The sequence below is a fragment of the Pseudonocardia cypriaca genome (assembly GCF_006717045.1).
Lineage (GTDB): Bacteria > Actinomycetota > Actinomycetes > Mycobacteriales > Pseudonocardiaceae > Pseudonocardia > Pseudonocardia cypriaca.
Genome location: NZ_VFPH01000001.1, coordinates 850,864 through 874,257, shown reverse-complemented (window position 1 = coordinate 874,257; position 23,394 = coordinate 850,864). Strand labels below are relative to the sequence as shown.

The window sequence follows — 23,394 nt, the reverse complement described above, 5'->3', positions numbered from 1 at the left end:
GCCCCGCTAGGCCGTCTCCAGCACCACCTTCCCGGTCACCCGCCGCTCGTCGATGATCGCGAGCGCATCGGCGGCGCGGTCGAGCGGGAGGGTGGTGCCGATCACCGGGTCGAGCGCGCCGGAGCGCAGGTGGGGCTCCAGCTCGGCCCACTGCTCCTGCAGGTAACCCGGGCGCGCGGTGGCATAGGCACCCCATCCGACGCCCACGACGTCGATGTTGTTCAGCAGGAGCCGGTTCACCTTCACCGTGGGGATCTCGCCCGCGGTGAAACCGACGACGAGCAGCCTGCCCTCCGGGGCGAGGCAGCGCAGCGAGTCGGTGAAGCGGTCGCCGCCCACCGGGTCCACCACGAGGTCGACGCCCGCGCCGCCCGTCAACCCGCGAACGGTGTCCTTGAACCCGTCGGCGAGCACCGCCTCGTGTGCGCCGGCGGCCCGCGCCACCTCGGCCTTCTCCTCGGTCGACACCACGGCGACCACCCGGGCGCCGAGCGCAGCGGCGAGCTGCGTCACCGCCGTGCCCACCCCGCCCGCGGCACCTTGTACCAGCACGGTCTGGCCGGAGCGCAGGTGCCCGCGCACGAGCAGCGCGAAGTGGGCGGTGAGGTAGTTCATCGGCAGGCACGCGCCTGCGGGGAAGCCGATCTCGTCGGGCAGGGGCAGCACGCCGTCCGCCGGCGCGGCGACCACCTCGGCGAACGCGCCGGTCGAGGTGAACGCGGCCACCCGGTCGCCGGGCTGCAGCGGGGAACCCTCCGGCGCCTCGCGCACGACGCCCGCCACCTCGGAGCCGAGCGTGAACGGCAGGTCCGGCTTGTACTGGTAGAGCCCCTTGGTCTGCAGGACGTCGGGGAAGTTGACCCCGACCGCCTTCACGTCCACGAGCACCTGGTCGGGCTGCCGGCGCGGTTCCGGCACCTCCCGCACCTCGACCGCCGACGGCCCGTCCAACCGCAACACCTGAACCGCGCGCACCCGATGACCCCTTCGTCGACCGTCCTCGCCGGGACAGTAGCCGTCAGGGACTCCCCTCGACCGGGTCGCAGGCGGGCCGGAGCGTGCTGGATCCACCGGACGGCCGGCAGACACCGGTCCTGGAGCATGGGGGCATGGCGATCAAAGGCGTGCTCTTCGACTTCTCCGGGACCCTCTTCCGCATCGAGAGCGCGCAGCGCTGGCTCACCGCAGTCCTCGAGGAGACCGGCACCGCCCTTGCGCCCTCCGAGGTCACCCGGCTCGCGCAGCAGCTCGAGCGCGCGGGCGCCCTCCCGGGAGGTGCACCCCCGCATGCCGTGCCCGCGCACCTCGCGGACCTCTGGGCCACCCGCGACGAGAGCACCGAGCGGCACCGCGGCGCCTACACCGGTCTGGCCCGGCAGGTGCAGCTCCCGGACCCCCACCTGTACGACAGGCTCTACGACCGCCACATGTCCCCTGCGGCGTGGCGCCCCTACCCCGACGCCGCGGCCGTGCTGGAGGCGCTGCAGCGGCAGGGGGTCCGGATCGGCGTGATCAGCAACATCGGCTGGGACCTGCGGCCGGTGTTCCGGGCCCACGGGCTCGACGCCGCCGTGGACGCGTACGTCCTGTCCTACGAGCACGGCATCCAGAAGCCGGACCCGCAGCTGTTCCGGATCGCGTGCGACGCGCTCGGCGCCGACCCGTACGACGTGCTGATGGTCGGCGACGACCGCCGCGCCGACGCAGGCGCCGCTGCGATCGGCTGCGCCGTCCACTTCGTGGAGCACCTACCGGTCGACCACCGTCCCGACGGTCTCCGGCCGCTGCTCTCCATGCTCGACCAGCCCGGCACACCGTCGGCGTAACCGGCCCTGCGAGCATGTGACCGACCACGCACGGGCCGAGGGGAAGCGATGGGACTCGTCACGATCGACGTGCCGGAGCCGCGGGAGATGCGCGGGCGGTGGGCCGCGTTCGCCGCCGTCTGCGCCGCCCGCGGCTGGGGCCGCAGCTGCCACGCCGCAGGTGCCGTGTGGCACTTCGACGACGGCGGCGGCAACTGGGCCGACCTGCACCACGTCGGCGGCGGGCGGGCCGTGCTCGTGGGCCACGACCACGAGTACTCCGACACCTACTTCGCGGCCGCGGCCGAGTACTTCCAGGAGCCGGAGACCGATCTCCTCGCGGGCGCTCCCGACTGGTGGGCTCCCCCGGCCCGAGCGGCGATGGACCGCGAGTTGTGGGTCGGGTTCGTGTACGGCTTCGAGGACGGCGTCTGGCGCCGCGCCGAGTACGAGCCGGACGACGGGTTCGGCTCGGTCGGCCTCCCCGCGATCGACGACGAGCGGTGCCGCGAGCTGGTGGTCGAGTTCACGCAGGAGGCTCCCGGCCTGGCCGGCGGCGAGCCGGATCCGCGTGCCGTCGACGCGCTCATCGCCGCCGACGCCGACGTGACCGAGGCGCACGTGCGGGCGCTGATCGGTCCGACCGGCTGGGACCCGGCGGCGGGCGCTGCCGCCGCCCGGGAGTTCCTCCGGGTGTGATCAGGCGGGCACGCCGTCGTCGTACACCACGGCACGCGGCGTGCTCGTGAGCTCCTCCACGAGGGCGGTGAGCCGGCGGTCCATGCGCTGTTGGACGCGCTCCAGACCGTCCAGCTCGCGGGCCAGATCCACGGCGCGGTCCGAGTTGCCGACGCCGTCGAGGGCCCGCTCCAGCTCCGCGCCCACCCGCTCGATCCGCACCCGGCAACGGTCCGAGGCCTGGACGTGGGCGAGCAGCTTGGCGCGCTGATCGGCATCGACGGTGTCCGGCACGGACCCCACGACCTGCTGCAGCCGGTGTGGGTGCAAGGCGGTCCCCCTCACGTGACGGGCATCACCGATGACGGTAGAGCGGGACCCTCCGCTGTGGGAAGGGCCGCCGTTACCGTGACGGCGTGACGGCGTGGGTGGACACGGGCCGGTTCGTTCGCGAGTTCGTGCGCGACCCGCTGCACACGGCGTCGGTGACGCCCAGCTCGCAGGCGCTGGCGGCGGCGATGGTGCGGCCGGTCCCGGCGGTGGGCGAGCCGGTGGTCGTCGAGCTCGGCCCGGGCACCGGCGCGTTCACCCGGGCCATCCAGGAACGCACCGGCGGCCGGGCGCGGCACGTCGCGGTGGAGCTGAACGAGCGGTGGGCGCAACTGCTGACCGACCGCCACCCCGGGGTCGACGTGGTCCGGGCCGACGCCCGGGAGCTGCCGCGCCTGCTCGCCGAGCGCGGTATCGGATCCGTGGACGCGGTGGTCAGCGGGCTGCCGTGGGTGGCCTACACGCCCGGCTCCGACGGACGCGGCCTGCACGCCGTCATCACCGAGGTGCTCGCGCCCACCGGCGTGTTCACGCAGTTCGGCTACACCTGGACCCGGTGGGCCCCGCCCGCGCGGCGTCAGCTCACGGACCTGCGCGCCCACTTCGCCGAGGTGACGACCAGCCGCACGATCTGGCGCAACGTCCCGCCCGCTGTGGTCCACGAGGCCCGCCGGCCCGTTCGCCCGATCTGAAGGAACGCGCACGGCCGATTTGCGCGACCGGTCGAACAGCGCTACTCCGAAAGGCCTCCTCCGGGGAGGAGAAATGCGCGCGGACGATCAGGAAATGGGATCTCCGAATACCTGATCTTCGCCGGTGGTATGCCGCCCGCACAGCGACTATGCGCCCGCATCCGCCTCGACGATGGAGGGATGGGCATGTCCACCGATCCGAGCCGAGAGTCGAAAGAGCCCACGGGATCCACCGGAGACACCGGAGACACCGGACCAGCCCAACGCCGCCGGAACGTCGCCCCGGGTGGGGCGGTCGGCAAGGCCCGCTCGGGCGTTCGCGGCGCCGCGAACAGGCTCGGCCGGGTCGCGAGCAGCACCACCGCGTCCGGCCGGAGCGCCGCGAGCGGCGTGACCACGACCGCCGGCACAGCGGCTGACACCGCAAAGGCGGTCACCACGACGACCGCCGGCACCACGAAGGACCTCGCCACCACGACCGCCGGCACCACGAAGGACGTCGCCACCACAACAGCCGGCACCACGAAAGGTGCCCTCACGACGACCACGGGCGCTGCGAAAGGCGCCCTGACGGCAACGGCGGGCATTGCGAAGGGAGCCGTCTCCACGGTCACCGGCAAGGTGGTGAAGCCGCTGCTGAGCGGGGTCGCATTCGCCCTCGTCGTCCGCAAGGTCATGCTGGTCATCCAGTTCCTGCGTCAGCTGGCCCTCCGGCTGCTCGAGGCGCTCAAGCAGCTCGCACTCCGCCTGCGGGAAGCCGCGGCCCGGTACCGCGGTGGCGAGCAGCAGGAGGCCGTCGAGGGCGAGGAGGCCGGCGACGGTCCGGACGAGCGCCCTGAACCCGCCCCTCCGCGCCGGCCCGAGGGCCGGCGACCGCAGCGACCGGTTCGGCCGCGTCCGGACGGGGCTCAGCCCGACGCGCCTGCACCTCCTGAGCGGCGCCGCGCACCGGCGGCCCGCCGTCCCGAACGGCCCGGTGGGCGTGCGCCGCGAGCGGGCGGGCCGCGGTGACCGACGCCCTCGTCGCTCCCGCCCGAGCGGACAGGGCCGTCCCGGCCCGCGATGCCCCCGGAGCTCAGTCTCCGGGTGACCAGCTGAAGGCCGCTCTGCGGAAGCTCCTATCAACGGTGCTCGAGCGGGCGTTCGGGGTGGCCCTCGACAAGGTCGAGCAGCTGTCCCGGTCGCTCGACGACATCGCGGCACGCGGGGGGTACAAGATCGGCGCGGTGTTCGGTGGTGTCCGTGCCGCCGCCGCGGGCAGGAACCTCGTGTGGGGCGCCGTCAAGGGCGCCTTCTCCGCGTTGAGCCCCGGTGCGAAGGCCGCGATCATCGTCGCTCTCGTATTGGCGCTCCTGCTGCTGCCGGTCACGGTCGTGCTGCTCCTGCTACTGCTGATCGTCGTCGCGATCGTGGCGGTCGTTCAGTCGCGGTCCCGCGGCTGAAAGCGGCCGCGGCGGTCCCGGAGGGGGAACCGATGTTCACCGGCGCGCACGTCATCCTCCACAGCCGCGACGCGGAGGCGGACAGGGCGTTCCTCCGCGACACGCTCGCCTTCCCGAACGTGGACGCGGGTGGGGGCTGGCTGATCTTCAAGCTCCCGCCTGCCGAGGTCGCCGTGCACCCCACCGACGCGGAACCGAAGCACGAGCTCTACCTGATGTGCGACGACATCGAGAAGGTGCTGAACGCGAAAGGCATCTCGGTCGTGGAGCCGGCGAGTGACCAGGGCTGGGGGATCCTCGCGTCGATCCGGCTCCCGAGCGGCACTCCCCTGTCCATCTACGAGCCCCGACATCCCGTCGCCCACGACCTCTGAGCCGCCGCCCCGACTCGCGCGCACCCAGACCGCGACTCGCGTACACCCAGAGCGCGACTCGCGGAACGAGGGCTCGCCCACCCCGCGAGTCGCGGTCTCCGTACGCGCGAGTCGCTGTGTGAGTGCGCGCGAGTCGCGCCCTGGGTGCGGCCGACCGAGCCGGGGGGACGCGGGTCACAGGTGGGGTTGCACCAGCTCGACGTAGCGGCGGGCCATGGTCGCGACCACCTGGTCGCCCGGGGCCGCCCAGACGTCGGCGTGGAAGATCTCCACCTCCACGTCGCCGGTGTAACCCGCGGCGGCGACGGCGCGGGTGAAGGCCGGGAAGTCGACGTGGCCGTCGCCCATCATCCCGCGGGCGAGCAGGGAGTCGGCGGGGAGCGGGGTGATCCAGTCGCACACCTGGTACGACACGATCCGCTCCCCCGCCCGCGCGATCTGGGTGTGCACGCCGGGCTCCCACCACAGGTGGAAGGTGTCGACGACGACTCCGACCTCGTGCGGCGCGAACTGCTCGGCGATGTCGAGGGCCTGCGCGAGCGTGGAGATCACGCCGCGGTCGGCGGCGTAGATCGGGTTCATCGGTTCGATCCCGAGCGTGACGCCACGCTCGACCGCGGCCGGGACGAGCGCGGCGATCGCCTCGGCGGCGCGGATCCGGGCGCCCGCGAGGTCCTTGTCGCCGGCGGGCAGCCCGCCGGGGACGAGCACGAGCGCCTTCGTCCCGAGGCCCGCGGCCTCGTCGAGGGCGCACAGGTTGTCCTCGTGCGCGGCGGCCCGGTCGGCCGGGTCGGACGCGGTGAAGAAGCCGCCCCGGCAGAGCGAGGAGACGCGCAGGCCGGCGTCGTCGACGATGCGTCGGGCGACGTCGACGCCGACCTCGGCCACCGGCTCGCGCCACAGCCCGATCGCCTGCAGGCCCGCGGCGGCGGCCCCGTCGACCGCCTCCCGGAGGCTCCAGTTGGCGGTGGTGCGCTGGTTGAGCGAGAGCCGGGCCAGCCGGGGGTCGCCGGGGGCGGGGGTGTCGACGTGGGCCGGGATCCCGCTGGGGATGTCGAGGACGGTCACCGCACCGCCCCGGCCACGGCGAGCAGGCTGCGCAGCTTGGCGGCCGCCGCCTCCGGGTCCGGGAACAGCCGGGCGGAGTTGGCCAGCGCGAACACCTCGGACAGGTGGACGACCGACCGCGCCGACTGCAGCCCGCCGACCATCGTGAACCCGGCCTGGTGCCCGCAGAGCCAGGACAGGAACGCGATGCCGGTCTTGTAGTAGAAGGTGGGCACCTCGAACACCTTGCGCGACAGCTCGAGGGTGGGCGCGAACTCGGCGTCGTAGCGGTCGAGGTCGCCCTCGTCGAGCGCGGCCAGCGCCGCCGACGCGGCCGGGGCGATCGCGGCGAACGCGCCGAGCAGCGCGTCGGAGTGGTGGGTGCCGTCGCCGCGGATCAGCTCCGGGTAGTTGAAGTCGTCGCCGGTGTAGAGCCGCACGCCGTCGGGCAGCTCGGCGCGCAGCCCGATCTCGTGCTCGGCCGAGAGCAGCGAGACCTTCACCCCGTCGACCTTCGCCGCGTGCGCCTCGACGAGCTGCACGAACGTCGCCGTCGCCATGGCGACGTCCGCCGAGCCCCAGTAGCCGGCCAGCTGCGGGTCGAACGCCTCGCCCAGCCAGTGCAGGATCACCGGCTCGCGCACCTGGCGCAGCAGCTCCTCGTAGACGCGCAGGTAGTCGTCCGGACCCGCCGCGACGGCTGCGAGCTGCCGCGACGCCATGAGGATCACCTGCGCCCCGGTGCCCTCGACGAACTCGACCTGCTCGCTGTAGGCGGCCAGCACGTCGTCGACGGACGTGATGTCGGTGCGGTGGTCGGTGCCTGCGCCTGCCGCGATGCGGGCCCCGTGCGCCTCGGCCTGCTCGGCGCTGCGGCGCACCAGCTCCTGCACGGCGGGCCAGTCGAGCCCCATGTTCCGCTGCGCGGTGTCCATGGCCTCGGCCACGCCGAGGCCGTAGGAGAACAGGTGCCTGCGGAACGCCAGCGTCGACTCCCAGTCGACGGCGGCGGGTGTGCCCGGCACGTTCTCGCCCCACGGGTCGCCCACGACGTGCGCGGCCGCGAATGCCACCCGGCTGCGGTATGGCTCGGGGTGGGTCGTCCACTCCCGGGGCGGCGCAAGCTCGACGGTGCGCCACCCCCCTCCGGCGACCGGGAGGTCCACGCGGAGATCGAGTGCCGTCACCGCGCACCGCCCGACAGCTCCACCCGGATGCCCTCCGCGTTGGAGCGCAGCGCCGCGTCCACGAGCTTCAGGCCGCGTACGCCGCTGGCGAAGTCGTACGGGTGCGGCCGGCCGGCGTCGACGTCGAGCAGGAACTGCTCCCACTGGGCGCGGAAGCCGTTGCCGAACTCCTGGTTGTCCGGCACCTGCTCCCACTGCGCGCGGAAGTCCTGGTCGGTCGGCAGGTCCGGGTTCCACACGGGCATGGGTGTGCGCACGCGGTGCTGGACGCGGCAGCCGAAGAGCCCCGCGACGGCGGAGCCGTGCGTGCCGTCCACCTGGAACTCCACGAGCTCCTTGCGGTCCACCCGCACGGCCCACGAGGAGTTGATCTGCGCGATCACGCCGCCTGCCAGCTCGAAGATCCCGTACGCGGCGTCGTCGGCGGTGGCCTCGTACGGCTCGCCCTTCTCGTCCCAGCGCTGCGGGATGTGGGTGACCGCCTTCGTCATGACGGCCTCGACGCCACCGAACAGGTGCTCGAGCACGTAGTTCCAGTGGCAGTACATGTCGAGGACGATGCCGCCGCCGTCCTGGGCCCGGTAGTTCCAGCTGGGCCGCTGGGCCGGGGTCAGGTCGCCCTCGAAGACCCAGTAACCGAACTCGCCGCGCACCGACAGGATCCGCCCGAAGAACCCGGAGTCGATCAGCCGCTTCAGCTTGATGAGCCCGGGCAGGTAGATCTTGTCGTGCACCACGCCGTTGACGATGCCCGCGGCGCGGGCGGCCTCCACCAGCTCCTCGCCCTCGGCCACCGACTCCGCGGTCGGCTTCTCGGTGTAGACGTGCTTCCCGGCGGCGATCGCGCGCAGGATCGTCTTCTTGCGCTCGCTGGTGACGAGCGAGTCGAAGTAGACCGGGGCGTCGTCCTCGGCCAGGGCGGCGTCCAGGTCGGTGTGCACGGTCTCGATGTCGTGCTTGCGCGCGATCTCGGTGAGCTTCTCCCGGTTGCGGCCCACGATCACGGGCTCGACCTGGAGGCGCGTGCCGTCCGGACGCAGCACACCGCCGTCGTCGCGGATCGCGAGGATGGACCGCACGAGGTGCTGGCGGTAACCCATCCTCCCGGTCACGCCGTTCATGACGATGCGCATGCGTACTACCTGCTTTCTGGAGAAACGGTGGGACGGCCGCCGAGGTACAGCTCGGCGAGCTGGGGGTCGGCGAGGAGCTTCGGTGCGGGGCCGCTGATGTGCACGCGGCCGAGGTCGAGGACGCAGCCGAGGTCGGCGGTCTCCAACGCGCGCCGGGCGTTCTGCTCGACGAGCAGGATCGCGAGCCCGGCCTCGCGCATGGCGGCGACCTGCTCGAACACCACGGCGGTCGCCTTGGGGTCGAGGCCCATCGAGGGCTCGTCGAGCAGCAGGACCTCGGGGCTGACCATGAGCGAGCGGGCGAACTCCACCTGCTTCTGCTGGCCACCCGAGAGCAGCCCGGCCAGGGAGCGCCAGCGCTCGCGGACCACCGGGAACAGGTCCTGCACGAACGCGACCCGCTCAGCGATCCGGGCCTTGTCGGTGACCGTGTACGCCCCGAGCGTGACGTTCTCGGCCACGGTCATCTCGGGGAACACGCTGTGGCCCTGCAGCACGTGGGCCACGCCCGCGGCGAGCATGCGCTGCGGGGAGAGGCCGGTGACGTCCTTCCCGTCGACCCGGACGGCACCCGAGCGCGGGGCGAGCAACCCGCTCGCGACCTTCAGGACGGTGGACTTGCCTGCGCCGTTGGGGCCGACGAGGCAGACCACGGTGCCCGCGGGAACGCTCACCGACAGCCCGCGCAGCACGAGGGCGGCGCGGCCGTACCCGGCCTCGATGTCGCGGAGTTCCAGGAGTGGTTGATCAGACACCGAGGTACGCCTCCAGCACCGCCGGGTCGGCCCGGACCACGTCCGGCGGGCCCTCGGCGATCGGCCGCCCGCGGTCGAACACGACCACGTGGTCGGACAGGCTCATGACCAGCTCCATGTTGTGCTCGACGACGATGAAGGTGCGCCCCTCCGCATTGAGCTCCCGCACGAGCGTGGCGATCCGGTCGATCAGGGCGGGGTTCACGCCACCCGCCGGCTCGTCCAGCATGATCGTCTCGGGGTCGGCCATCAGCACCCCGGCCAGCTCCAGGAGCTTCTGCTGCCCGTAGGACAGGTTGCGGGCCTCGACGTCCTCCAGGTGGTCGATCCCCACCCGGCGCAGCCAGCCCCGCGCCCGCTCCACGTCGTCGGCGGCGTGGGCCGAGCGCAGCAGGCCGGCCAGCCCGCGGGGCCGCACGGCGGCGAGCACGTTCTCCCGCACCGTCATGCGCGGGAAGATGCGGCACAGCTGGAAGCTGCGCCCGATGCCCGCCGCTGCGATGCGGTGCGGCGCCTTCCCGGTGACGTCGCGTCCCTGGTAGCTCACGGTGCCGGAGTCGGGCCGGATCATCCCGGTGACGCAGTTGAAGAACGTGGTCTTGCCGGAGCCGTTCGGCCCGATCACCGCGTTGATCTTCCGGTCCTGGAACTCGACGGTGGCGTGGTCGACGGCGCACACGCCGCCGAAGGACTTGGTGAGCCCGCTCGTCGCGAGGTTCACAGCTTCACCTGCTCCCGGAGCTCCGCCGCGCTGACCTCGCGGATCGAGCTCTGCTGCGGCCGGAACCGGTTGAGGAGCGCCTGGACCGCGGGGATCACGCCGTCCGGCATGAACAGCACGACGGCCGCCAGCAGCAGCCCGGTGGCGACCAGGTGGAACTGGGTGTCGCCGTAGGACACCTTGAAGTACTCGATCGCCACGCCGACGACCAGCGCTCCCAGCGCCGGCCCGAACAGGTGCCGCACCCCGCCCAGCAGCGCCATCAGCACCATGTAGGAGCCGAGCAGGATCGAGAACTGGAAGATCGGGTCGAGGTCGCCGAACCACAGCGCGTAGAGGCCGCCGCCGAGCGCGGTGAACGTCGCGGAGACGACGAATGCGACGAGCTTGTAGGCGAACGTCGGCACCCCGAGCGACTGGGCCTTGTCCTCGTCCTCGCGGATCGCCTTGAGACCCAGGCCGAAGCGGGACCGGTCGATCGTCCACCAGGCCAGCAGCGCCACCCCGAGCAGCACGGCGAAGAGGATGAAGAACACGGCGTGGTGCTGGGGGCGCAGCAGGTCGGGGAACGGGCGCGGCACGGTGAGGCCGTCGGACCCGCCCGTGACGTCCCGCCAGCTCTGGAACACCAGCAGCAGCACCAGCACCAGCGCGATCGAGACGATCACGAACGACGCCCCGCGCACCCTCAGCGCGGCGATCCCGATCGGCACCGCGAGCACCGCGACGACCACGGCGGCCAGCCCGAGGGCGAGGAAGCTCGGCACGCCTGCCCGCGCGATCAGCAGCCCGGTGCCGTAGGCACCCAGGCCGAACCACGCCGCGTGCCCGAGGGACATGTAGCCGGTGAACCCGCCGACGAAGTTCCACGACGTCGACAGGACCGCGTACGAGAGCACGACCACGCCCGCGGACAGGATGTACGGGTTCGGGCTCCAGAGCGGGAACGAGAGCACCGCGGCGGCGCCGACGACCAGCGCCACCCACTTGGAGACGCTGTGACGGCTAGAAGCGCTGTGACGACCAGAAGCGCTGTGACGACTAGAAGCGCTGTGACGACTAGAAGCGCTGGGCAAGGCGACCTCCGAAGAAGCCCTGCGGTCGCACCAGCAGGGTGGCGAAGAGCGCGAGGTAGAACACCGTCTGCGCCCACGTGGTGCCCAGCGGCAGCTGCAGCAGGCTCTGCACGATCCCGAGCACCATCGCCGCGATCGCCGCGCCGGGGATGCTGCCCAGCCCGCCGACCACGATGATCGCCATCAGCGGGCCGATCCAGTGCCAGTGCAGCGACGGGTAGATCGTGGAGTCCAGCGACAGCGCCGCCCCGCCGACCGCGGCCGTGGCCAGGCCCAGCCCGAAGCCGTAGCCGGCCACCCGGTCGGTGTCGATGCCGATCAGCCGCGCCGCCTGCGGGTGCTGGATCGTGGCGCGCAGCGCCTGGCCGAACCGGCTGCGCGTGAGCAGCAGGTACAGCGCGAGCAGCGACAGCGCGGCCAGCCCGAACGCGATCAGCTTGACGACCGCCACCTGCGCGCCGAACACCTCGATGCTCGCGGCGCTGTAGGACAGCTGCACCCGCCGCTGCGTGCCCGAGTAGACGAACCCGAGCATGCCCTCGATGGTGAGTGCCACCGCGAACGTCAGCAGCACCGACATCATCGTCACCGTCGCCGGGCGCAGCCGGGCGATCAGCAGGCGCTGGAACCCGACGCCCGCGAGGAAGAACAGCGGCACGGTGACCACCAGCGAGAGCAGCGGGTCGATGCCGAAGCGCTGGTGGACGTCCCACGCCAGGTACGCGGCGAGCACGAGGAACGCGGCGTGGGCGATCATCACCACCCGCATCACGCCGAAGTACAGCGTGAGCCCGGCGGCGAGCAGCGCGTAGAGCCCGCCCAGCAGGATGCCGAGCACCAGGCTCTGGAAGAGGAGGGATCCGGTCACCAGGTGGCCTTCGGGTAGGTGAGCTCCGCCTCCGCGGTGTCCTTCGGCAGCACGATCCGGATCTGGCCGCCGACGTACTGCTGGATGAGGTGGGCGCTCTGTGGGCGGCCCTGCGCGTCCCAGCTGAGCGGGCCGACCACGGTCTCGACCGTGTTGTTGCGCAGCCAGTCGACGAGCCGCTGCTGGCACTCGCCCTGCTCCGCGCATCCGACGGCCTGCACGGCGGCGGCCACGACCTGGCCGGTGGTGTAGGCGTTGGCCTCGTCCTCGGTGGGCGGGCTGCCGAACTGCGCGGTGTAGCGCTGCACGAAGTCGACGTTGGACGGGTAGGGCGCCTCCGGCGTGTAGCCGGTGGGCGAGACGATGCCCTCGGTGGCTCCGCCGATCGCCTTGGAGAACTCCGGGTTGGTCGGCGCGGTGGAGAACGCGGCGAGCTTGGGCTGGTAGGCCAGCTGCTGCAGCGCGACGATCAGGTTGACCGCGTCCTGGTACTGGGTGCCGCCCACCACGATGTCCGCCTGGGAGTCGGCGATCTGGGCGGCGATCGAGGAGAAGTCGGTGGTGTTGGGCGGGTAGACCTGGTCGACCACCGTCTGGATCCCGCCGGCCTCCAGCTTCTCCTTCAACCCGTACGCCGTGCCCTGCGCGAACGGGTCGTCCATAGCGGCGTACGCGGCCGTGCGGGGCCGCTCCCCCTCCGGCATGGCGAGGATCGCCTCGGCGAGGTGGTTGTAGTGGTCGTTCGCGACGGCGGGGGCGGCGTAGAAGAGGTTGTCGAAGCCCTGCTCGAACACCTGGGCCGCGGCGCCCGCCGGCTCGACGAACAGCATCCCGTACTCCTTGGCGACGCGCGCCGACGGCACGACGAGGCGGGTGGAGAACGGCCCGAACACCAGGTCGACCTGGTCCTGGGCGATCAGCTGCTCGTAGTCGGCCACGACCCGGTCGGCGTTGGACTGGTCGTCGAGGACGCGCAGCTCCACCTGCCTGCCGAGCAGGCCGCCGGTCGAGTTCACCGCCGCCGCCCACGCCTCGTAGCCGCGCTGGATCCCCTTCCCCGGCTCGGAGAAGTCGCCCGTGAGCGGCAGCGAGATGCCGACCGTGATCGGCTCGGACGCCGAGCCGCCGCCGGCCTCGCCCCCGCCGGAGCATGCGGTGAGGACCAGGGCCGAGATGCCGACGAGGCATCCCAGCCGGAGGGCGGTGCGGGCGTTCATCGTGGGGGTCTCCTCCTCGTCGAGGCACGTAAGCGCTTTCCGTAAGCGCTTGCGTAGACTACGGTCGACCCCGGCAGCTGGCAAGGAGGCATCGATGCCAAAGCCCCGCTCGGCACCTCGCCTCGCCGACGTCGCGGCACGCGCCAGCGTGTCGATCGCCACGGCGTCCCGGGCGCTCGCGGGCCGTGAAGGGGTGAGCGAGGCCGTCGCCGCACACGTGCGCGAGGTGGCCGTGCGGATGGGCTACGTCCCCAACGTCCACGCGCGCACGCTCGCGGGCGGCGCCACGTCCACGGTCGGGCTGATCGTCCACGAGATCGGCGACCCGTACTTCGCCGAGATCGCGAGCGGCGTGATCGGGGTGGCCGCCGAGCGCGGGTTCTCCGTGCAGATCTGCCACTCGGGGCGCGACCCCGGCAACGAGCTGCACCAGATCCGCACGCTCATCGCCCACCGCACCGACGCGATCATCGTGGCCGGGTCCGGCTACACCGAGCCCGCGGTGCAGGCCGAGTCGAACGCGGTGCTCACCGCGTTCCAGGAGAGCGGCGGGCGGGTGGCCGTCATCGGCCGCCACCACCTCGCGGCCGACGCCGTTCGCCCCGACAACGAGGCGGCGGGCAACGCCGCGGCCGCCCACCTCCTGGAGCTGGGACACCGCCGCATCGGGGTGATCGCCGGTCCCCCGGTCCTCACCACGGTGGCCGACCGGCTAGGCGGCGTCGAGCGGGCGTTCGCCGACCGCGGCCTCTCGCTCGACGACGTTCCGGTGCTCCACACGGACTTCACCCGCAACGGCGGGGCCTCCGGCGCCGAGCAGCTGCTGGCCGAGCACCCCGACCTCACCGCGCTCATCGCACTGAACGACCTGATGGCGATCGGGGTGCTGTCGGTGCTGCGCACCCGCCGCATCGCCGTGCCCGAACAGGTGTCCGTGGCGGGCGTCGACGACGTCGCCGTGGCGGCCGACCTCGCCCCCAGCCTCACCACCGTCCGGCTGCCGATGGCCGAGATGGGCGAGCTGGCCCTGTCGATGGCGCTCAAGCCCCCGTCGGCGCGCAGGCGGCGCAAGAACACCGGCCACCAGCTGATCGTGCGCGACTCGACGGGCCCGGTCCCGCGCTAGTGCACTGGTCGGGCTCGTCGGCCAGGTAGGGCGGGGCGGGCTCGTACTGGATCGCCGCCCGCACCGCGCGGGCGTTGTCGCGCCCGTGCAGGCGCCCGACCAGCCACAACGCCATGTCGATCCCCGCGGACACGCCCTGGCTGGACACCAGGTTGCCGTCCACCACGTAGCGGGCGTCGCGCACGACCGTGAGGTCCCCGAGCCGCTCCAGCTCGTCCTCGAGGGCCCGTTCGGTGGCCACCCGGCGCCCGCGCGAGACCCCCGCGGCGCGCACGAGGAACGCGCCGGTGCACACGCTCGTGACCCATTCGACGGTCGCGGCCGTGCTCTCGACCCATTTCACGACGGCGGGGTTGGCCATCTCCGCCTCGATGCGGGAATGGGCGCCTCCGGGGACGAGCACCACGTCCAGGGGCGGGTGGTCGTCGAGGGTGTGGTCGGGCAGCACCCGCATGCCGTTCGCGCACCGGACGAGGCCGGGGCGCTCGGCGACGAGCACCACCGTGTCGGCCCGGCCGCAGCGCCGCGAGGACGCGTGGAAGACCTCCCACGGCCCGGCGAAGTCCAGCTCCTGCACCCCGTCGAAGAGGAGGATCCCGTACGTCGTCATCAGCCGGCCCTCTCGAACTGGATCGCGTGCAGGCCCGCGTACCGGCCTCCGCTGGTGAGCAGCTCGTGGTGGGTGCCCCGCTCGACGATCCGGCCGTCCTGCACGACGAGGATGCGGTCGGCGGCGCGGACGGTCGACAGCCGGTGCGCGATCACGATCGCCGTGCGCCCGTCCAGCGCGTCGGCGAGCGCCTCCTGCACCGCCACCTCGGACTCGGAGTCGAGGTGCGCGGTCGCCTCGTCGAGGATCAGCACGCGGGACCGTGCGAGCAGCAGCCGGGCGATCGTCATCCGCTGGCGTTCGCCACCCGAGAGCCGGTAGCCGTGCTCCCCCACCACCGTGTCGAGCCCGTCCGGGAGCGACCGCACCAGGCGCCCGAGCCGGGCGCGCCGGATCGCGTCCCACAGCTGCGTCTCGCTCGCTTCGGGCCGCGCGTAGAGCAGGTTGGCCCGGATGGTGTCGTGGAACATGTGCCCGTCCTGGGACACGACGCCCACGGTCTCGCGCAGCGAGTCGAAGGCGACGTCGCGCACGTCCACCCCGTTCAGCCGCACCGCGCCGCCGTCGACGTCGTAGAGCCGCGGGACGAGAGCCGCGATCGTCGACTTCCCGGCCCCGGACGGACCGACCAGGGCGACGAGCTCGCCCGGCTCGACCCGGAAGCTGATCCCGTGCAGGACCTCGGCGCTGCCGTGCTCGTCGAGGGCCGCGACCTCCTCGAGCGAGGCGAGCGAGATCCGGCCGGCCACCGGGTAGCCGAAGCGGACGTCGTCGAGCTCCACCGACACGGGGCCGGCGGGCACCGGGCGCGCGTCCGGCTTCTCCGTGAGCATCGGCCGGAGGTCGAGCACCTCGAAGACCCGCTCGAACGACACCAGCGCACCCATGACGTCGACGCGCGTGTTCGCGAGCGCCGTCAGCGGCGTGTACAGCCGGATCAGCAGCAGCGCCAGCGCCACCACCGCGCCGGGCTCCAGCCGGCCGGTGAGCGCGAGGTAGCCACCGACCCCGTACACGACGGCCTGGGCGAGCAGGCTCACCAGCGTCAGGCTGGTGAGGAACACCTTGCTCAGCATCGCGATCCGCACGGCGACGTCGCGGACGCGCGCGGCGTGTGCGCCGAACTCCTCGGCCTCCTCGCGCCGGCGCCCGAACAGCCGCACGAGCGTGGCTCCCGGGGCGGAGAACCGCTCGGTCATGCGCGTGGTCATCGCGGCACCGAGTGCCGCGTTCTCGCGCTGCAGGCCGGCCAGCCGCCGACCCATCCGGCGGACCGGGAGGACGAACACCGGCAGCAGGAGCAGCGCCAGCGCGGTGACCTGCCAGGACAGCGCCAGCATCACGACGAGCGACGCGGCGAGCTGGATGACGTTGGTGACGAGGCCCGACAGCGTGGAGGTGAACGCCTGCTGCGCGTCCCGCACGTCGGCGTTCAGCCGGTGCACGAGCGCGCCGGTCCGGACGCGGGTGAAGAACGCGACCGGCATCCGCTGCACGTGCTCGAAGACCGCCCGGCGCAGATCGTGGATCAGGCCTTCGCCGATGCCGGCGGACAGCCGGCGCTCGACGAGCCCGAGCGCCGCGCCTGCGATCGCGAGGCCGGCGATCGCGAGCGCGAGGCGGACGACGGTCTGCGCGTCACCGCGGCCGGCGATCGTGTCGACCACCCGTCCGGCGAGCAGCGGCATACCGACGAGCAGGGCCGCCGAGACCGCCGTGACGAGCACGAGCGCGCCGAGCTCCACGCGGTGCGGCCGGGCGAAGTCCGCGATGCGCCGCAGCGTGCCCGCCCGGACGGCCCTCGGCGTGCTCGCCGCGCCGACCGCGCCGTTCAGGTAGGCCTGCATGCCGTTCATCGGACCTCCACCGCCGTGCGATCCGGGACGGCCCGGGCGTCGACCACCAGGCTGCCGACCACGAGCGCACCCCCGACGAGGTCCAGCCACGTGAGCCGCTCCCCCAGCAGGAGCACCGCGCCGAGCACACCGAAGACCGGGATCAGCGTGAGGTAGGTCGCCGCCCGCGCGACCGGCATCCGCGTGAGAGCGGTGAGGTAGAGCCAGAACGGCAGGGCGTAGTTGAGGATGCCGGCCGCGGCGATCAGCACGAGCTGGCCGGGGGTCGCCGACAGCAGCGGACCCGCCAGCACGACCTGGCAGGCGATCACGAAGCCGAGCGCCCACACCTGCTGGGTGAGCGCGGCCGGCAGCGGCGCGACCGTCGTGACCTGCTTCGACGCCACCACGACGTACAGCGCGGCCGCAGCGACGCTCGCGACGACCAGGCCGTCGCCCAGCCATGACCCGCTGCTCCCGTCGGCCGAGAACGACACCAGCACGGACCCGGCCGTCGCGCCTGCGATCACGACGAGGAGCCGCGGGCGCGGGCGTTGACGCAGCAGCGCCCATGCGATGAGCGGCACCATCACCGGCTCGAGGCTCCCCAGCACGCTCGCGTTGGCGGCGCTGGTGAGCGCGAGGCCTGCGAGGGCGAACTGGTAGGCGATCCCGGGCTCGAGCAGGCCGACCCACCCGTGCCTCCACGCACCCGCCAGCCCGGCGCCGGTGACCGCGCAGGCGGCGGCCAGCGCGCCGACGGAGGCGATCAGCTGCACCACCAGCACCGAGCCGGGCGCCGCCCCCGTGACGTCGAGCGCGAGCTTCGTGAGGACGAGGCCGCCCGCCCAGGTGGCGGCGCTCGCCACCATCAGCAGCGGCCCGCCCGCCCTCACGTCCCCGCCCCGATCGCGAGCGTGACCGGGCAGCGGTCCTGCGGGCACCGGTACTCGTCGCACAGCCGGCAGATCCGCTCGGCCGACTCCTCGTCGCCGGTGACCGCGGCGAGGAGCGCGGAGACGACCCGCTCGACGTCGGCCTGCTCGGCCGGCGCGAGGCGCGCGATCGTGCGCTCCAGCCACCGGATGCGGGCGTCGGCCTGCCGTTGCCACACCTCCTCCCCGGCGACGGTGAGGTGCAGCGAGACGGTGCGGCCGTCCACGCCCGCGCGGCGCTCCACGAGCCCGGCGGCGGCGAGGCGGTCGACGGTGCGCACGGTGCCGGGGTGCGTGATGCCGAGCGCGACCCGCACGGCCCCGATGCTGCAGCCGGGCGCCACCCCGACCGCGTTGAGCGCCGCCGCGTCGGTGGGCGCCAGTCCGGACGACGCCGCCAGCTCGGCGGTCTGCGCGTCGGCGAGGGCGACGCCGAGGGCGCCGAGGAGGTTGGCGGTCCGCGAAAACATGCCTCAGTTATATAACAGAGTCATGTGTCCGTCAACACACCGGCCGCACGCACAGCCGCGAGAGTGACTTCACAGACCCAGCCCCGACTTCACACAGGGCCCGCCCTATGCGAAGTTCGGGTTGGGTCTGTGAAGTCACCTCGAGGAGCTGCCGGGGCGTTACCCGGAGCACACCCGGTCGGGCGATCTTTAGTGGGGGCCCCCTCGATCGGGAAGTTCGGGGCCTGCCAAGGTTGGTCGAGTGCGACTCGTGTTCGGCCCCGACGATCTGGAGGAGTACTCCGCCGTTCGCGACCGCCTGCGGCTGCACATCGTCGCGTGGGCCCGCAGGAGAGGCATCGCGGTGGAGCCGTCGCTGGTAGCGGCCGCCTTGGACCACAAACACAGCGTCGACGGCCGGCTCGGCCATTGGACCCGGAGACACGTTGCGGACGCGCTCGCCGTGTGGTTCCCGCGCACCGTGGCGCTGCTGGAGGACGACCGAGACGCCGTCCCCACGGCGTTGCACGCCCTCATCGGCTTCCTCGACGAGCACGACTGGCTGGACTCGCGTTCGGCGTCGGCGGTCGAGCTGCACGAGCAGATCCGCGACTCCACGCCCGCGCTGCACGACGCACTGGACGACGAGCGCAACCACGACCTCGGCACGTTCTGGGCCGTGCAGATGCTGCGCCACGGTGTGCCCACGGCCGACCCGGCGGCCGTCGCGCGGTTCCTGCAGCAGGTGCACGCGGGCGAGCTGGAGATCGACCGCGCGGCCCTGGACGAGATCCAGCGCCGGCACGCCGACGAGAAGCCGGAGCCGCCGCAGGCCGAGCTGCCTCCGGTGCTGCCGCCGAGCGCGGCGCAGATGCTCGCGGCCGCCGACTCCTCGGTGGCACTCGCCCGGCTCCGCGCGTTCACGCGGTGGGTGCGCGCAGGCCGCGCCCTCACCCGCGAGGGACGGCTGCTGCTCTCCGACGCCCGCGCCGTGGCCGACGCGCTCGACCTCGACCACTTCTCCCGCGACCGCGCCCGCACCAGCGACGACATGCCCGAGATCAGCCTGCTCCTGCACTGGGCCCGGCAGGCCCGCCTCGTCAGGGTGGTGCGCGGGCGGCTGGTGCAGGTCCGCAACGCGGCACCGCTGCTGTCACGGCCGATCGAGCTGTGGAAGCGCGCGTTCGAGGCCGTCGGCGGGATCGGTGAGCACTTCGGCGGCAGCAACGTGTTCGGGGCGCCGTCGCTGTTCGGGATGAGCCTCGGTGAGGCCTACCCGATCCTGCTGTACCAGCTCTACGCCGCCGGCGGCGAGCCGATCCCCGTCGAGCGGTTCCACCGCGCCGTGCGCGAGACCGTGAACGAGCGGATGGGCTGCGTCGTCGACGACCTCGCAGGCGACGTGGAGCACCGGCTGTGGCGCCGCGACGTCACCGCGCTGCTCGACGCGCTGGAGCTGCTCGGCGCCGTCCAGCTGTCGGAGACCCCCGGCGTGGAGGACGGCGACGACATGGCCGAGCTCATCGCGCTCGCCGGGCGGGACGACCCCGACCCCACCCTCGTCGCGCTCACCCCGATCGGGATCTGGGCGGTGCGGGAGATGCTGGTCGAGCGGGGGGTGCACGCGCCGCTGGTCGGCGAGCTCGCCGACGAGGACATCGAATACGTGTGCGTGCGCATGGCCGGCCTGAGCCGGGAAGTGGCCGAGGCCGAGCTCACCGCCTGGGTGCGGGCCCGCTCCGGGCGGGCGGCGAGCCACGAGATCATGCGCTACCTGCAGCGCGTGGAGGTGCCCGCCCACCGCGAGCTGGCGCTCTTCGCGCTGTCGCGTTGCGGCGCGCCGGGACGGGAGACGAGCCGCTGGCGCGCCCGCATCAGCGCCGCGCTGCGAGCGCCGTCGAGCGGTGCCCAGCCCCGCGTCGAGTGCGACGCGCGACTCGCCCGCCCCTGACCACCCGATCGGGTGACACCGGCGCCGCACTGTGACACCGTGGCGCGGCGGCGCGAATACGGATGCGTACAACAGCATCCGACCGAGCGCCGAAAGAAGGAGCCGACGTGGCCACGCCCGACCCCTACCAGCACTGGTCCGGGGCGCCGAAGCACTGGGTGCACGTCCCGGCCCAACGGAGCGGCCCGCCCGCGCCCGACGAGCTCGACGCGGCCGCGGGCGACCCGACCGGCGCACCCGGCCGGGTCACGCGCGGTGAGTGGACGGTCGCCGCGATCGCGGTCGCCGTTGCCGTCGCCGCGTTCGTCCTGATCGGCACGGGGAGCGCGGTGACGGGCGACGAGTCGCCGCCCGCTCCGGCGACGCCGGGGACATCCTTCCGCTAGACCGGCTTCTCACCTGCTGTAATCGCGACCACAATCGGGTAGTCCTGGTAGGACACCGAGCGGGGATGGTGGCAATGCGGACGATCGTCGCGCTGCTCGTCGCCGCCGGCTCGTTGTTGCTCGGTTCCGCGCCGGCCGCAGCCGACGGGGACACCTACATGGTGAGCCGCTCGTGGAAGCTCACCTACTCCCACGGCGACCCGCGGATCGTGCCCCACGTCGAGGACGACGTCGTCGAGAGCACCTGCCACAACGACGACCAGATGACGGACTGGCGGGTCAACGACGAGGACCTCGTCGCCGAGTGGTGGGAGAAGGCCGACGGCACCGGGGTGCAGGTGCGGCCGGAGTTCACCGGGGAGACCGAGATCCTCGAGATCACGATCCGGTGCGAGAAGGCCTGATCGACCCGTCAGTCGACCCCGTCAGTCGACGATGACCTCTTCGAGGACCCCGGCGTGGATGTCGAGCACGAACCCGCGCACGCGGGTGTCCGGGTGCAGGAAGGGGTCGTGACGCAGCTGGGTGACGTCGCGCCGCACGCTCTGTGCAGGGTCCCGGAACGCGTGTGTGCGCCACGACGGCCGCATCCCGGTCTCCGCCGCCAGCTCCTCGCAGAACTCGTCGTCGGTGAACGTCGCGAGCCCGCAGCCGTTGTGCTGGACGAGCAGCACGTCGCGCGTCCCCAGCTTCCGCTGGCTGATCGTCAGGGAGCGGACCACATCGTCGGTGACCACTCCACCCGCGTTGCGCAGCACGTGCGTCTCGCCGATGTTCATCCCGAAGAGGGCGAACACGTCGATCCGCGAGTCCATGCAGGTCACGATGGCCGTGTGCAGCGAGGGCGGGACCGCCAGCCCTTCCGCGCTCGCCGCCGCGAGCCGCCCGCCGCCTGCCTCGTACCGCTTGATCAGTTCTTCGGCACTCACAGCGACAACTAACCACGCCGCGCCCCGGTCGGCCGGGTCGACGCGGCCGGATTGCGTGCGATCTCACGCACGCCGCTGCCGGGCGCCCACCGACGGCGCCACCGAACTCACGTCCGGGACAGGGCGGGCAGCAGACCGAGGTGCTGGGCGCGGAGCACGGCCGTGAGCCGGTCGGCCACACCGAGCTTGCCGTAGGCGTGCTCGAGGTGCTTCTGCACGGTCCGCTCAGCGATACCGAGTCGTCGGCCGATGGCCGCAGCGGTGAGGCCCTCCACGAGCAGCCCGAGCACCGCGACCTCGCGTGGCGTGAGCCGCAGGCCGGACACGACATCCACCTCGGGCGTCAGCCGGGCGTACTCCTGGACCTGCCGGTCGAGCGCCGTGAGCAGTTGCCACAGCAGCTGCCCGAGCCGGAGCTCGCCCGGCGTGAACACGTCGGAGCGGCCGAGGACGAACGCCCGGTGCCCGTCCGGGCCGAGCCGGAGCGGGAGCGCGAGCTGGTTCGGGCTACCGATCGCGCGTCCGACGGCCGACCAGTTCGCGCGGACCCGAGCGCCCGCTATCGCCTGCGGGACGTCGGCCACCTGCAGCGGCTCGCGGCGCCCGGTACGCAGGTAGTAGCGCAGCAACGGGTGTTCGCGGGGGGCGCGTTCGGCCGTCCACCGCTCCATCTCCCCGCGCAGGCCGCCGAGCTGCTCGTCGGCGGGCCAGAGCCGTACCCCTCCGACGCCGTCCGGCGCCGTCTCGTTGAAGGAACACGCCACGAGGCCGAACGATGCGCACATCTGCAGGGCGATCTGCTCGTCCGGCAGTTCGAGTAGCGGAGCGGCGAACAGCGTCGCCACGAGCTCCAGCCAGTCGTGCTCCTTCCGCGGCGCCATGAGTCCCCCTCCCGCGGATCGCTCTCGCGGACAGGAGGAGGCATGTGACCGAATAGCTACGAGGCGTTGCCAGAACCACTCGACTGGCCCTGCCTCGTGGCTCCGTGCCGCCGGCGGGACACGACCGACCGGCGGCACGGGGATCGTCGGCTACTCCGAGTAGACGAGGTAGCGGTTCGGGAGCAGGTGCCGGAACCCCGCCTGGGAGGAGGGCACGAAGAGGAACCCCGGGTCGTCGTCGACGTCGAAGAAGTTCGTCGCGAAGGCCGCGTATGGCTGGGCGAACCGGTCGACGTCCACGGTGATGTTCGCCTCGAACAACTTCGGGTTCGGACCCGGGTCGGGCGGGCGGATCCTGAACACGAAGGGGGTCAGCGAAGCCGCGGGCGTGCCGAACGTCGCCGGCTGCAGCGGGTTCACCACGTTGGTGCCCACCGTCGCTTCGGTGATGTTCAGCTCGTGCAGCGCCACGCGGAACCTGCGGCCGGCGAGCTGCACCGTGGGCGGTACCGCGAACCCGTCGATCACGCTGACGACCGGGTTGACCCACAGGAACGCGACGATGAAGGCCTCCTCACCGCCCGCGATGACCTTGCCCGGCCGGTACGGGGGCAGCCCCTCGAACTGGATCGGCGACGTGCACGCGACGTCGAACGCGACGTAGTCGTTGACGATGGGCTGGCCGAGGGCGACCGCTCCGTTCGTGGCGGCGCCGCGCGTGGCCCGGTCCGCGGTGAGGTCCATCAACCTCTGGTCGCTCCTGGCCTGCATCTTGACGACCTGGGACTCGGCCCACTGGTGGGCCTTCTCGGCGGCCGGCAGCTCCGTCGGTGTCAGTTCCCGTTCGGTGCTCGGCCTGTCGGTCACGGTCATGTCGGTTGTCCCTCCGACTCCGCGGCGCCCATGAGCGGCGCCGGCCCGCCCAGTAGAACGGCGCCCGCCCCGCCCGCCTATGGCGGAAAGTGCG

27 protein-coding genes are annotated in these 23,394 nt (G+C 72.8%); 10 read left to right on the top strand and 17 right to left on the bottom strand.

Annotation, left to right across the window (positions count from 1 at the left end; all coding sequences use genetic code 11):
* Positions 1–6 precede the first annotated feature (6 nt).
* On the bottom strand, positions 7–975 hold the full coding sequence (locus FB388_RS04120) for an NADPH:quinone oxidoreductase family protein (RefSeq protein ID WP_142097091.1): 969 nt from the start codon (positions 973–975) through the stop codon (positions 7–9).
* 134 nt (positions 976–1,109) lie between these two features.
* Here FB388_RS04120 and FB388_RS04115 point away from each other — a divergent pair, with 134 nt between their 5' ends.
* On the top strand, positions 1,110–1,826 hold the full coding sequence (locus FB388_RS04115; protein WP_142097088.1) for an HAD family hydrolase: 717 nt from the start codon (positions 1,110–1,112) through the stop codon (positions 1,824–1,826).
* Positions 1,827–1,874: 48 nt separating this feature from the next.
* The gene (locus tag FB388_RS04110) at positions 1,875–2,504 is read left to right on the top strand and encodes a proteophosphoglycan 5 (RefSeq protein ID WP_142097085.1); all 630 of its coding nucleotides are present in this window, start codon (positions 1,875–1,877) and stop codon (positions 2,502–2,504) included.
* On the opposite strand, the gene FB388_RS04105 is transcribed toward FB388_RS04110, so the two are convergent.
* Positions 2,505–2,813, bottom strand: a complete 309-nt coding sequence (locus FB388_RS04105) for a hypothetical protein (RefSeq protein WP_142097081.1) — start codon at positions 2,811–2,813, stop codon at positions 2,505–2,507.
* Positions 2,814–2,899: 86 nt separating this feature from the next.
* Here FB388_RS04105 and FB388_RS04100 point away from each other — a divergent pair, with 86 nt between their 5' ends.
* The 4 genes from FB388_RS04100 (at position 2,900) to FB388_RS04085 (ending at position 5,321) form a co-directional block, all read left to right on the top strand.
* Positions 2,900–3,505 carry a class I SAM-dependent methyltransferase gene (locus tag FB388_RS04100; protein WP_246121588.1) on the top strand — a complete coding sequence of 202 codons (606 nt, stop codon included), beginning with the start codon at positions 2,900–2,902 and terminating at the stop codon, positions 3,503–3,505.
* Positions 3,506–3,895: 390 nt separating this feature from the next.
* Positions 3,896–4,516: a hypothetical protein gene (locus FB388_RS04095; RefSeq protein WP_142097078.1), complete on the top strand. Its 621-nt coding sequence runs from the start codon at positions 3,896–3,898 to the stop codon at positions 4,514–4,516.
* A gap of 116 nt (positions 4,517–4,632) precedes the next feature.
* Positions 4,633–4,947 (top strand): hypothetical protein, encoded by a 315-nt coding sequence (locus FB388_RS04090; protein ID WP_142097075.1) that lies wholly within the window; start codon positions 4,633–4,635, stop codon positions 4,945–4,947.
* Between the two features lie 32 nt (positions 4,948–4,979).
* On the top strand, positions 4,980–5,321 hold the full coding sequence (locus FB388_RS04085) for a VOC family protein (RefSeq protein ID WP_142097072.1): 342 nt from the start codon (positions 4,980–4,982) through the stop codon (positions 5,319–5,321).
* Positions 5,322–5,495: 174 nt separating this feature from the next.
* On the opposite strand, the gene FB388_RS04080 is transcribed toward FB388_RS04085, so the two are convergent.
* The 8 genes from FB388_RS04080 to FB388_RS04045 all read right to left on the bottom strand — a co-directional run bounded on the left by FB388_RS04080 (position 5,496) and on the right by FB388_RS04045 (position 13,325).
* On the bottom strand, positions 5,496–6,362 hold the full coding sequence (locus FB388_RS04080; RefSeq protein ID WP_425468551.1) for a sugar phosphate isomerase/epimerase family protein: 867 nt from the start codon (positions 6,360–6,362) through the stop codon (positions 5,496–5,498).
* A gap of 23 nt (positions 6,363–6,385) precedes the next feature.
* Complete coding sequence (locus FB388_RS04075) at positions 6,386–7,555, bottom strand: dihydrodipicolinate synthase family protein (protein WP_211361756.1); 1,170 nt, start codon at positions 7,553–7,555, stop codon at positions 6,386–6,388.
* Positions 7,552–8,688, bottom strand: a complete 1,137-nt coding sequence (locus tag FB388_RS04070; protein ID WP_246121586.1) for a Gfo/Idh/MocA family protein — start codon at positions 8,686–8,688, stop codon at positions 7,552–7,554. Before FB388_RS04070 ends, FB388_RS04075 begins: the two co-directional genes overlap by 4 nt.
* A 5-nt stretch (positions 8,689–8,693) precedes the next feature.
* Positions 8,694–9,443, bottom strand: a complete 750-nt coding sequence (locus tag FB388_RS04065; protein WP_142097063.1) for an ABC transporter ATP-binding protein — start codon at positions 9,441–9,443, stop codon at positions 8,694–8,696.
* Positions 9,436–10,164 (bottom strand): ABC transporter ATP-binding protein, encoded by a 729-nt coding sequence (locus FB388_RS04060; protein ID WP_142097060.1) that lies wholly within the window; start codon positions 10,162–10,164, stop codon positions 9,436–9,438. Before FB388_RS04060 ends, FB388_RS04065 begins: the two co-directional genes overlap by 8 nt.
* Positions 10,161–11,147: a branched-chain amino acid ABC transporter permease gene (locus tag FB388_RS04055; protein ID WP_211361755.1), complete on the bottom strand. Its 987-nt coding sequence runs from the start codon at positions 11,145–11,147 to the stop codon at positions 10,161–10,163. Before FB388_RS04055 ends, FB388_RS04060 begins: the two co-directional genes overlap by 4 nt.
* A 76-nt stretch (positions 11,148–11,223) precedes the next feature.
* Positions 11,224–12,108 (bottom strand): branched-chain amino acid ABC transporter permease, encoded by an 885-nt coding sequence (locus tag FB388_RS04050; protein WP_142097057.1) that lies wholly within the window; start codon positions 12,106–12,108, stop codon positions 11,224–11,226.
* Positions 12,105–13,325, bottom strand: a complete 1,221-nt coding sequence (locus FB388_RS04045; protein ID WP_142097054.1) for an amino acid ABC transporter substrate-binding protein — start codon at positions 13,323–13,325, stop codon at positions 12,105–12,107. Before FB388_RS04045 ends, FB388_RS04050 begins: the two co-directional genes overlap by 4 nt.
* 94 nt (positions 13,326–13,419) lie before the next feature.
* Between FB388_RS04045 and FB388_RS04040 the strand changes: the two genes are divergently transcribed.
* Entirely contained in the window at positions 13,420–14,451 is a 1,032-nt protein-coding gene (locus tag FB388_RS04040; RefSeq protein WP_142097051.1) for a LacI family DNA-binding transcriptional regulator, read from the top strand.
* Here FB388_RS04040 and FB388_RS04035 read toward each other — a convergent pair.
* Genes FB388_RS04035 through FB388_RS04020 form a run of 4 tightly spaced genes read right to left on the bottom strand, consistent with a single transcriptional unit; the run spans position 14,366 to position 18,301 of the window.
* Positions 14,366–15,061 carry a DJ-1/PfpI family protein gene (locus tag FB388_RS04035; protein ID WP_142097048.1) on the bottom strand — a complete coding sequence of 232 codons (696 nt, stop codon included), beginning with the start codon at positions 15,059–15,061 and terminating at the stop codon, positions 14,366–14,368. The two genes, FB388_RS04040 and FB388_RS04035, sit on opposite strands and share 86 nt — an antisense overlap.
* A complete protein-coding gene (locus tag FB388_RS04030; protein WP_142097045.1) occupies positions 15,061–16,917 on the bottom strand; it encodes an ABC transporter ATP-binding protein in 1,857 nt (618 codons plus the stop codon). Before FB388_RS04030 ends, FB388_RS04035 begins: the two co-directional genes overlap by 1 nt.
* Positions 16,914–17,840: a DMT family transporter gene (locus FB388_RS04025; RefSeq protein ID WP_142097043.1), complete on the bottom strand. Its 927-nt coding sequence runs from the start codon at positions 17,838–17,840 to the stop codon at positions 16,914–16,916. The genes FB388_RS04030 and FB388_RS04025 overlap by 4 nt, the downstream gene beginning before the upstream one ends.
* Positions 17,789–18,301 (bottom strand): MarR family winged helix-turn-helix transcriptional regulator, encoded by a 513-nt coding sequence (locus FB388_RS04020; protein ID WP_142097040.1) that lies wholly within the window; start codon positions 18,299–18,301, stop codon positions 17,789–17,791. Before FB388_RS04020 ends, FB388_RS04025 begins: the two co-directional genes overlap by 52 nt.
* A 241-nt stretch (positions 18,302–18,542) precedes the next feature.
* On the opposite strand from FB388_RS04020, the gene FB388_RS04015 reads away from it, so the two are divergent.
* The 3 genes from FB388_RS04015 (at position 18,543) to FB388_RS04005 (ending at position 21,021) form a co-directional block, all read left to right on the top strand.
* On the top strand, positions 18,543–20,231 hold the full coding sequence (locus FB388_RS04015) for a hypothetical protein (protein ID WP_142097037.1): 1,689 nt from the start codon (positions 18,543–18,545) through the stop codon (positions 20,229–20,231).
* Positions 20,232–20,338: 107 nt separating this feature from the next.
* Positions 20,339–20,617 (top strand): hypothetical protein, encoded by a 279-nt coding sequence (locus FB388_RS04010; protein WP_142097034.1) that lies wholly within the window; start codon positions 20,339–20,341, stop codon positions 20,615–20,617.
* Positions 20,618–20,691: 74 nt separating this feature from the next.
* The gene (locus tag FB388_RS04005; protein ID WP_142097031.1) at positions 20,692–21,021 is read left to right on the top strand and encodes a hypothetical protein; all 330 of its coding nucleotides are present in this window, start codon (positions 20,692–20,694) and stop codon (positions 21,019–21,021) included.
* A 21-nt stretch (positions 21,022–21,042) separates the two neighbouring features.
* On the opposite strand, the gene FB388_RS04000 is transcribed toward FB388_RS04005, so the two are convergent.
* The 3 genes from FB388_RS04000 to FB388_RS03990 all read right to left on the bottom strand — a co-directional run bounded on the left by FB388_RS04000 (position 21,043) and on the right by FB388_RS03990 (position 23,300).
* The gene (locus tag FB388_RS04000; protein WP_142097028.1) at positions 21,043–21,546 is read right to left on the bottom strand and encodes a beta-class carbonic anhydrase; all 504 of its coding nucleotides are present in this window, start codon (positions 21,544–21,546) and stop codon (positions 21,043–21,045) included.
* A 107-nt stretch (positions 21,547–21,653) separates the two neighbouring features.
* A complete protein-coding gene (locus FB388_RS03995) occupies positions 21,654–22,427 on the bottom strand; it encodes a helix-turn-helix transcriptional regulator (protein WP_211361754.1) in 774 nt (257 codons plus the stop codon).
* 150 nt (positions 22,428–22,577) lie between these two features.
* Positions 22,578–23,300, bottom strand: a complete 723-nt coding sequence (locus FB388_RS03990; RefSeq protein WP_142097025.1) for a hypothetical protein — start codon at positions 23,298–23,300, stop codon at positions 22,578–22,580.
* Between the last annotated feature and the right edge of the window lie 94 nt (positions 23,301–23,394).

What these genes read in the sequence shown, in the direction of transcription:
- FB388_RS04115 (WP_142097088.1), top strand. Translation starts at nt 1,110, where the DNA reads ATGGCGATCAAAGGCGTGCTCTTCGACTTCTCCGGGACCCTCTTCCGC.
- FB388_RS04110 (WP_142097085.1), top strand. Translation starts at nt 1,875, where the DNA reads ATGGGACTCGTCACGATCGACGTGCCGGAGCCGCGGGAGATGCGCGGG.
- FB388_RS04085 (WP_142097072.1), top strand. Translation starts at nt 4,980, where the DNA reads ATGTTCACCGGCGCGCACGTCATCCTCCACAGCCGCGACGCGGAGGCG.
- FB388_RS04070 (WP_246121586.1), bottom strand. Translation starts at nt 8,688, where the DNA reads ATGCGCATCGTCATGAACGGCGTGACCGGGAGGATGGGTTACCGCCAG.
- FB388_RS04045 (WP_142097054.1), bottom strand. Translation starts at nt 13,325, where the DNA reads ATGAACGCCCGCACCGCCCTCCGGCTGGGATGCCTCGTCGGCATCTCG.
- FB388_RS04040 (WP_142097051.1), top strand. Translation starts at nt 13,420, where the DNA reads ATGCCAAAGCCCCGCTCGGCACCTCGCCTCGCCGACGTCGCGGCACGC.
- FB388_RS04035 (WP_142097048.1), bottom strand. Translation starts at nt 15,061, where the DNA reads ATGACGACGTACGGGATCCTCCTCTTCGACGGGGTGCAGGAGCTGGAC.
- FB388_RS04030 (WP_142097045.1), bottom strand. Translation starts at nt 16,917, where the DNA reads ATGAACGGCATGCAGGCCTACCTGAACGGCGCGGTCGGCGCGGCGAGC.
- FB388_RS04020 (WP_142097040.1), bottom strand. Translation starts at nt 18,301, where the DNA reads ATGTTTTCGCGGACCGCCAACCTCCTCGGCGCCCTCGGCGTCGCCCTC.
- FB388_RS04005 (WP_142097031.1), top strand. Translation starts at nt 20,692, where the DNA reads ATGCGGACGATCGTCGCGCTGCTCGTCGCCGCCGGCTCGTTGTTGCTC.
- FB388_RS03995 (WP_211361754.1), bottom strand. Translation starts at nt 22,427, where the DNA reads ATGGCGCCGCGGAAGGAGCACGACTGGCTGGAGCTCGTGGCGACGCTG.
- FB388_RS03990 (WP_142097025.1), bottom strand. Translation starts at nt 23,300, where the DNA reads ATGACCGTGACCGACAGGCCGAGCACCGAACGGGAACTGACACCGACG.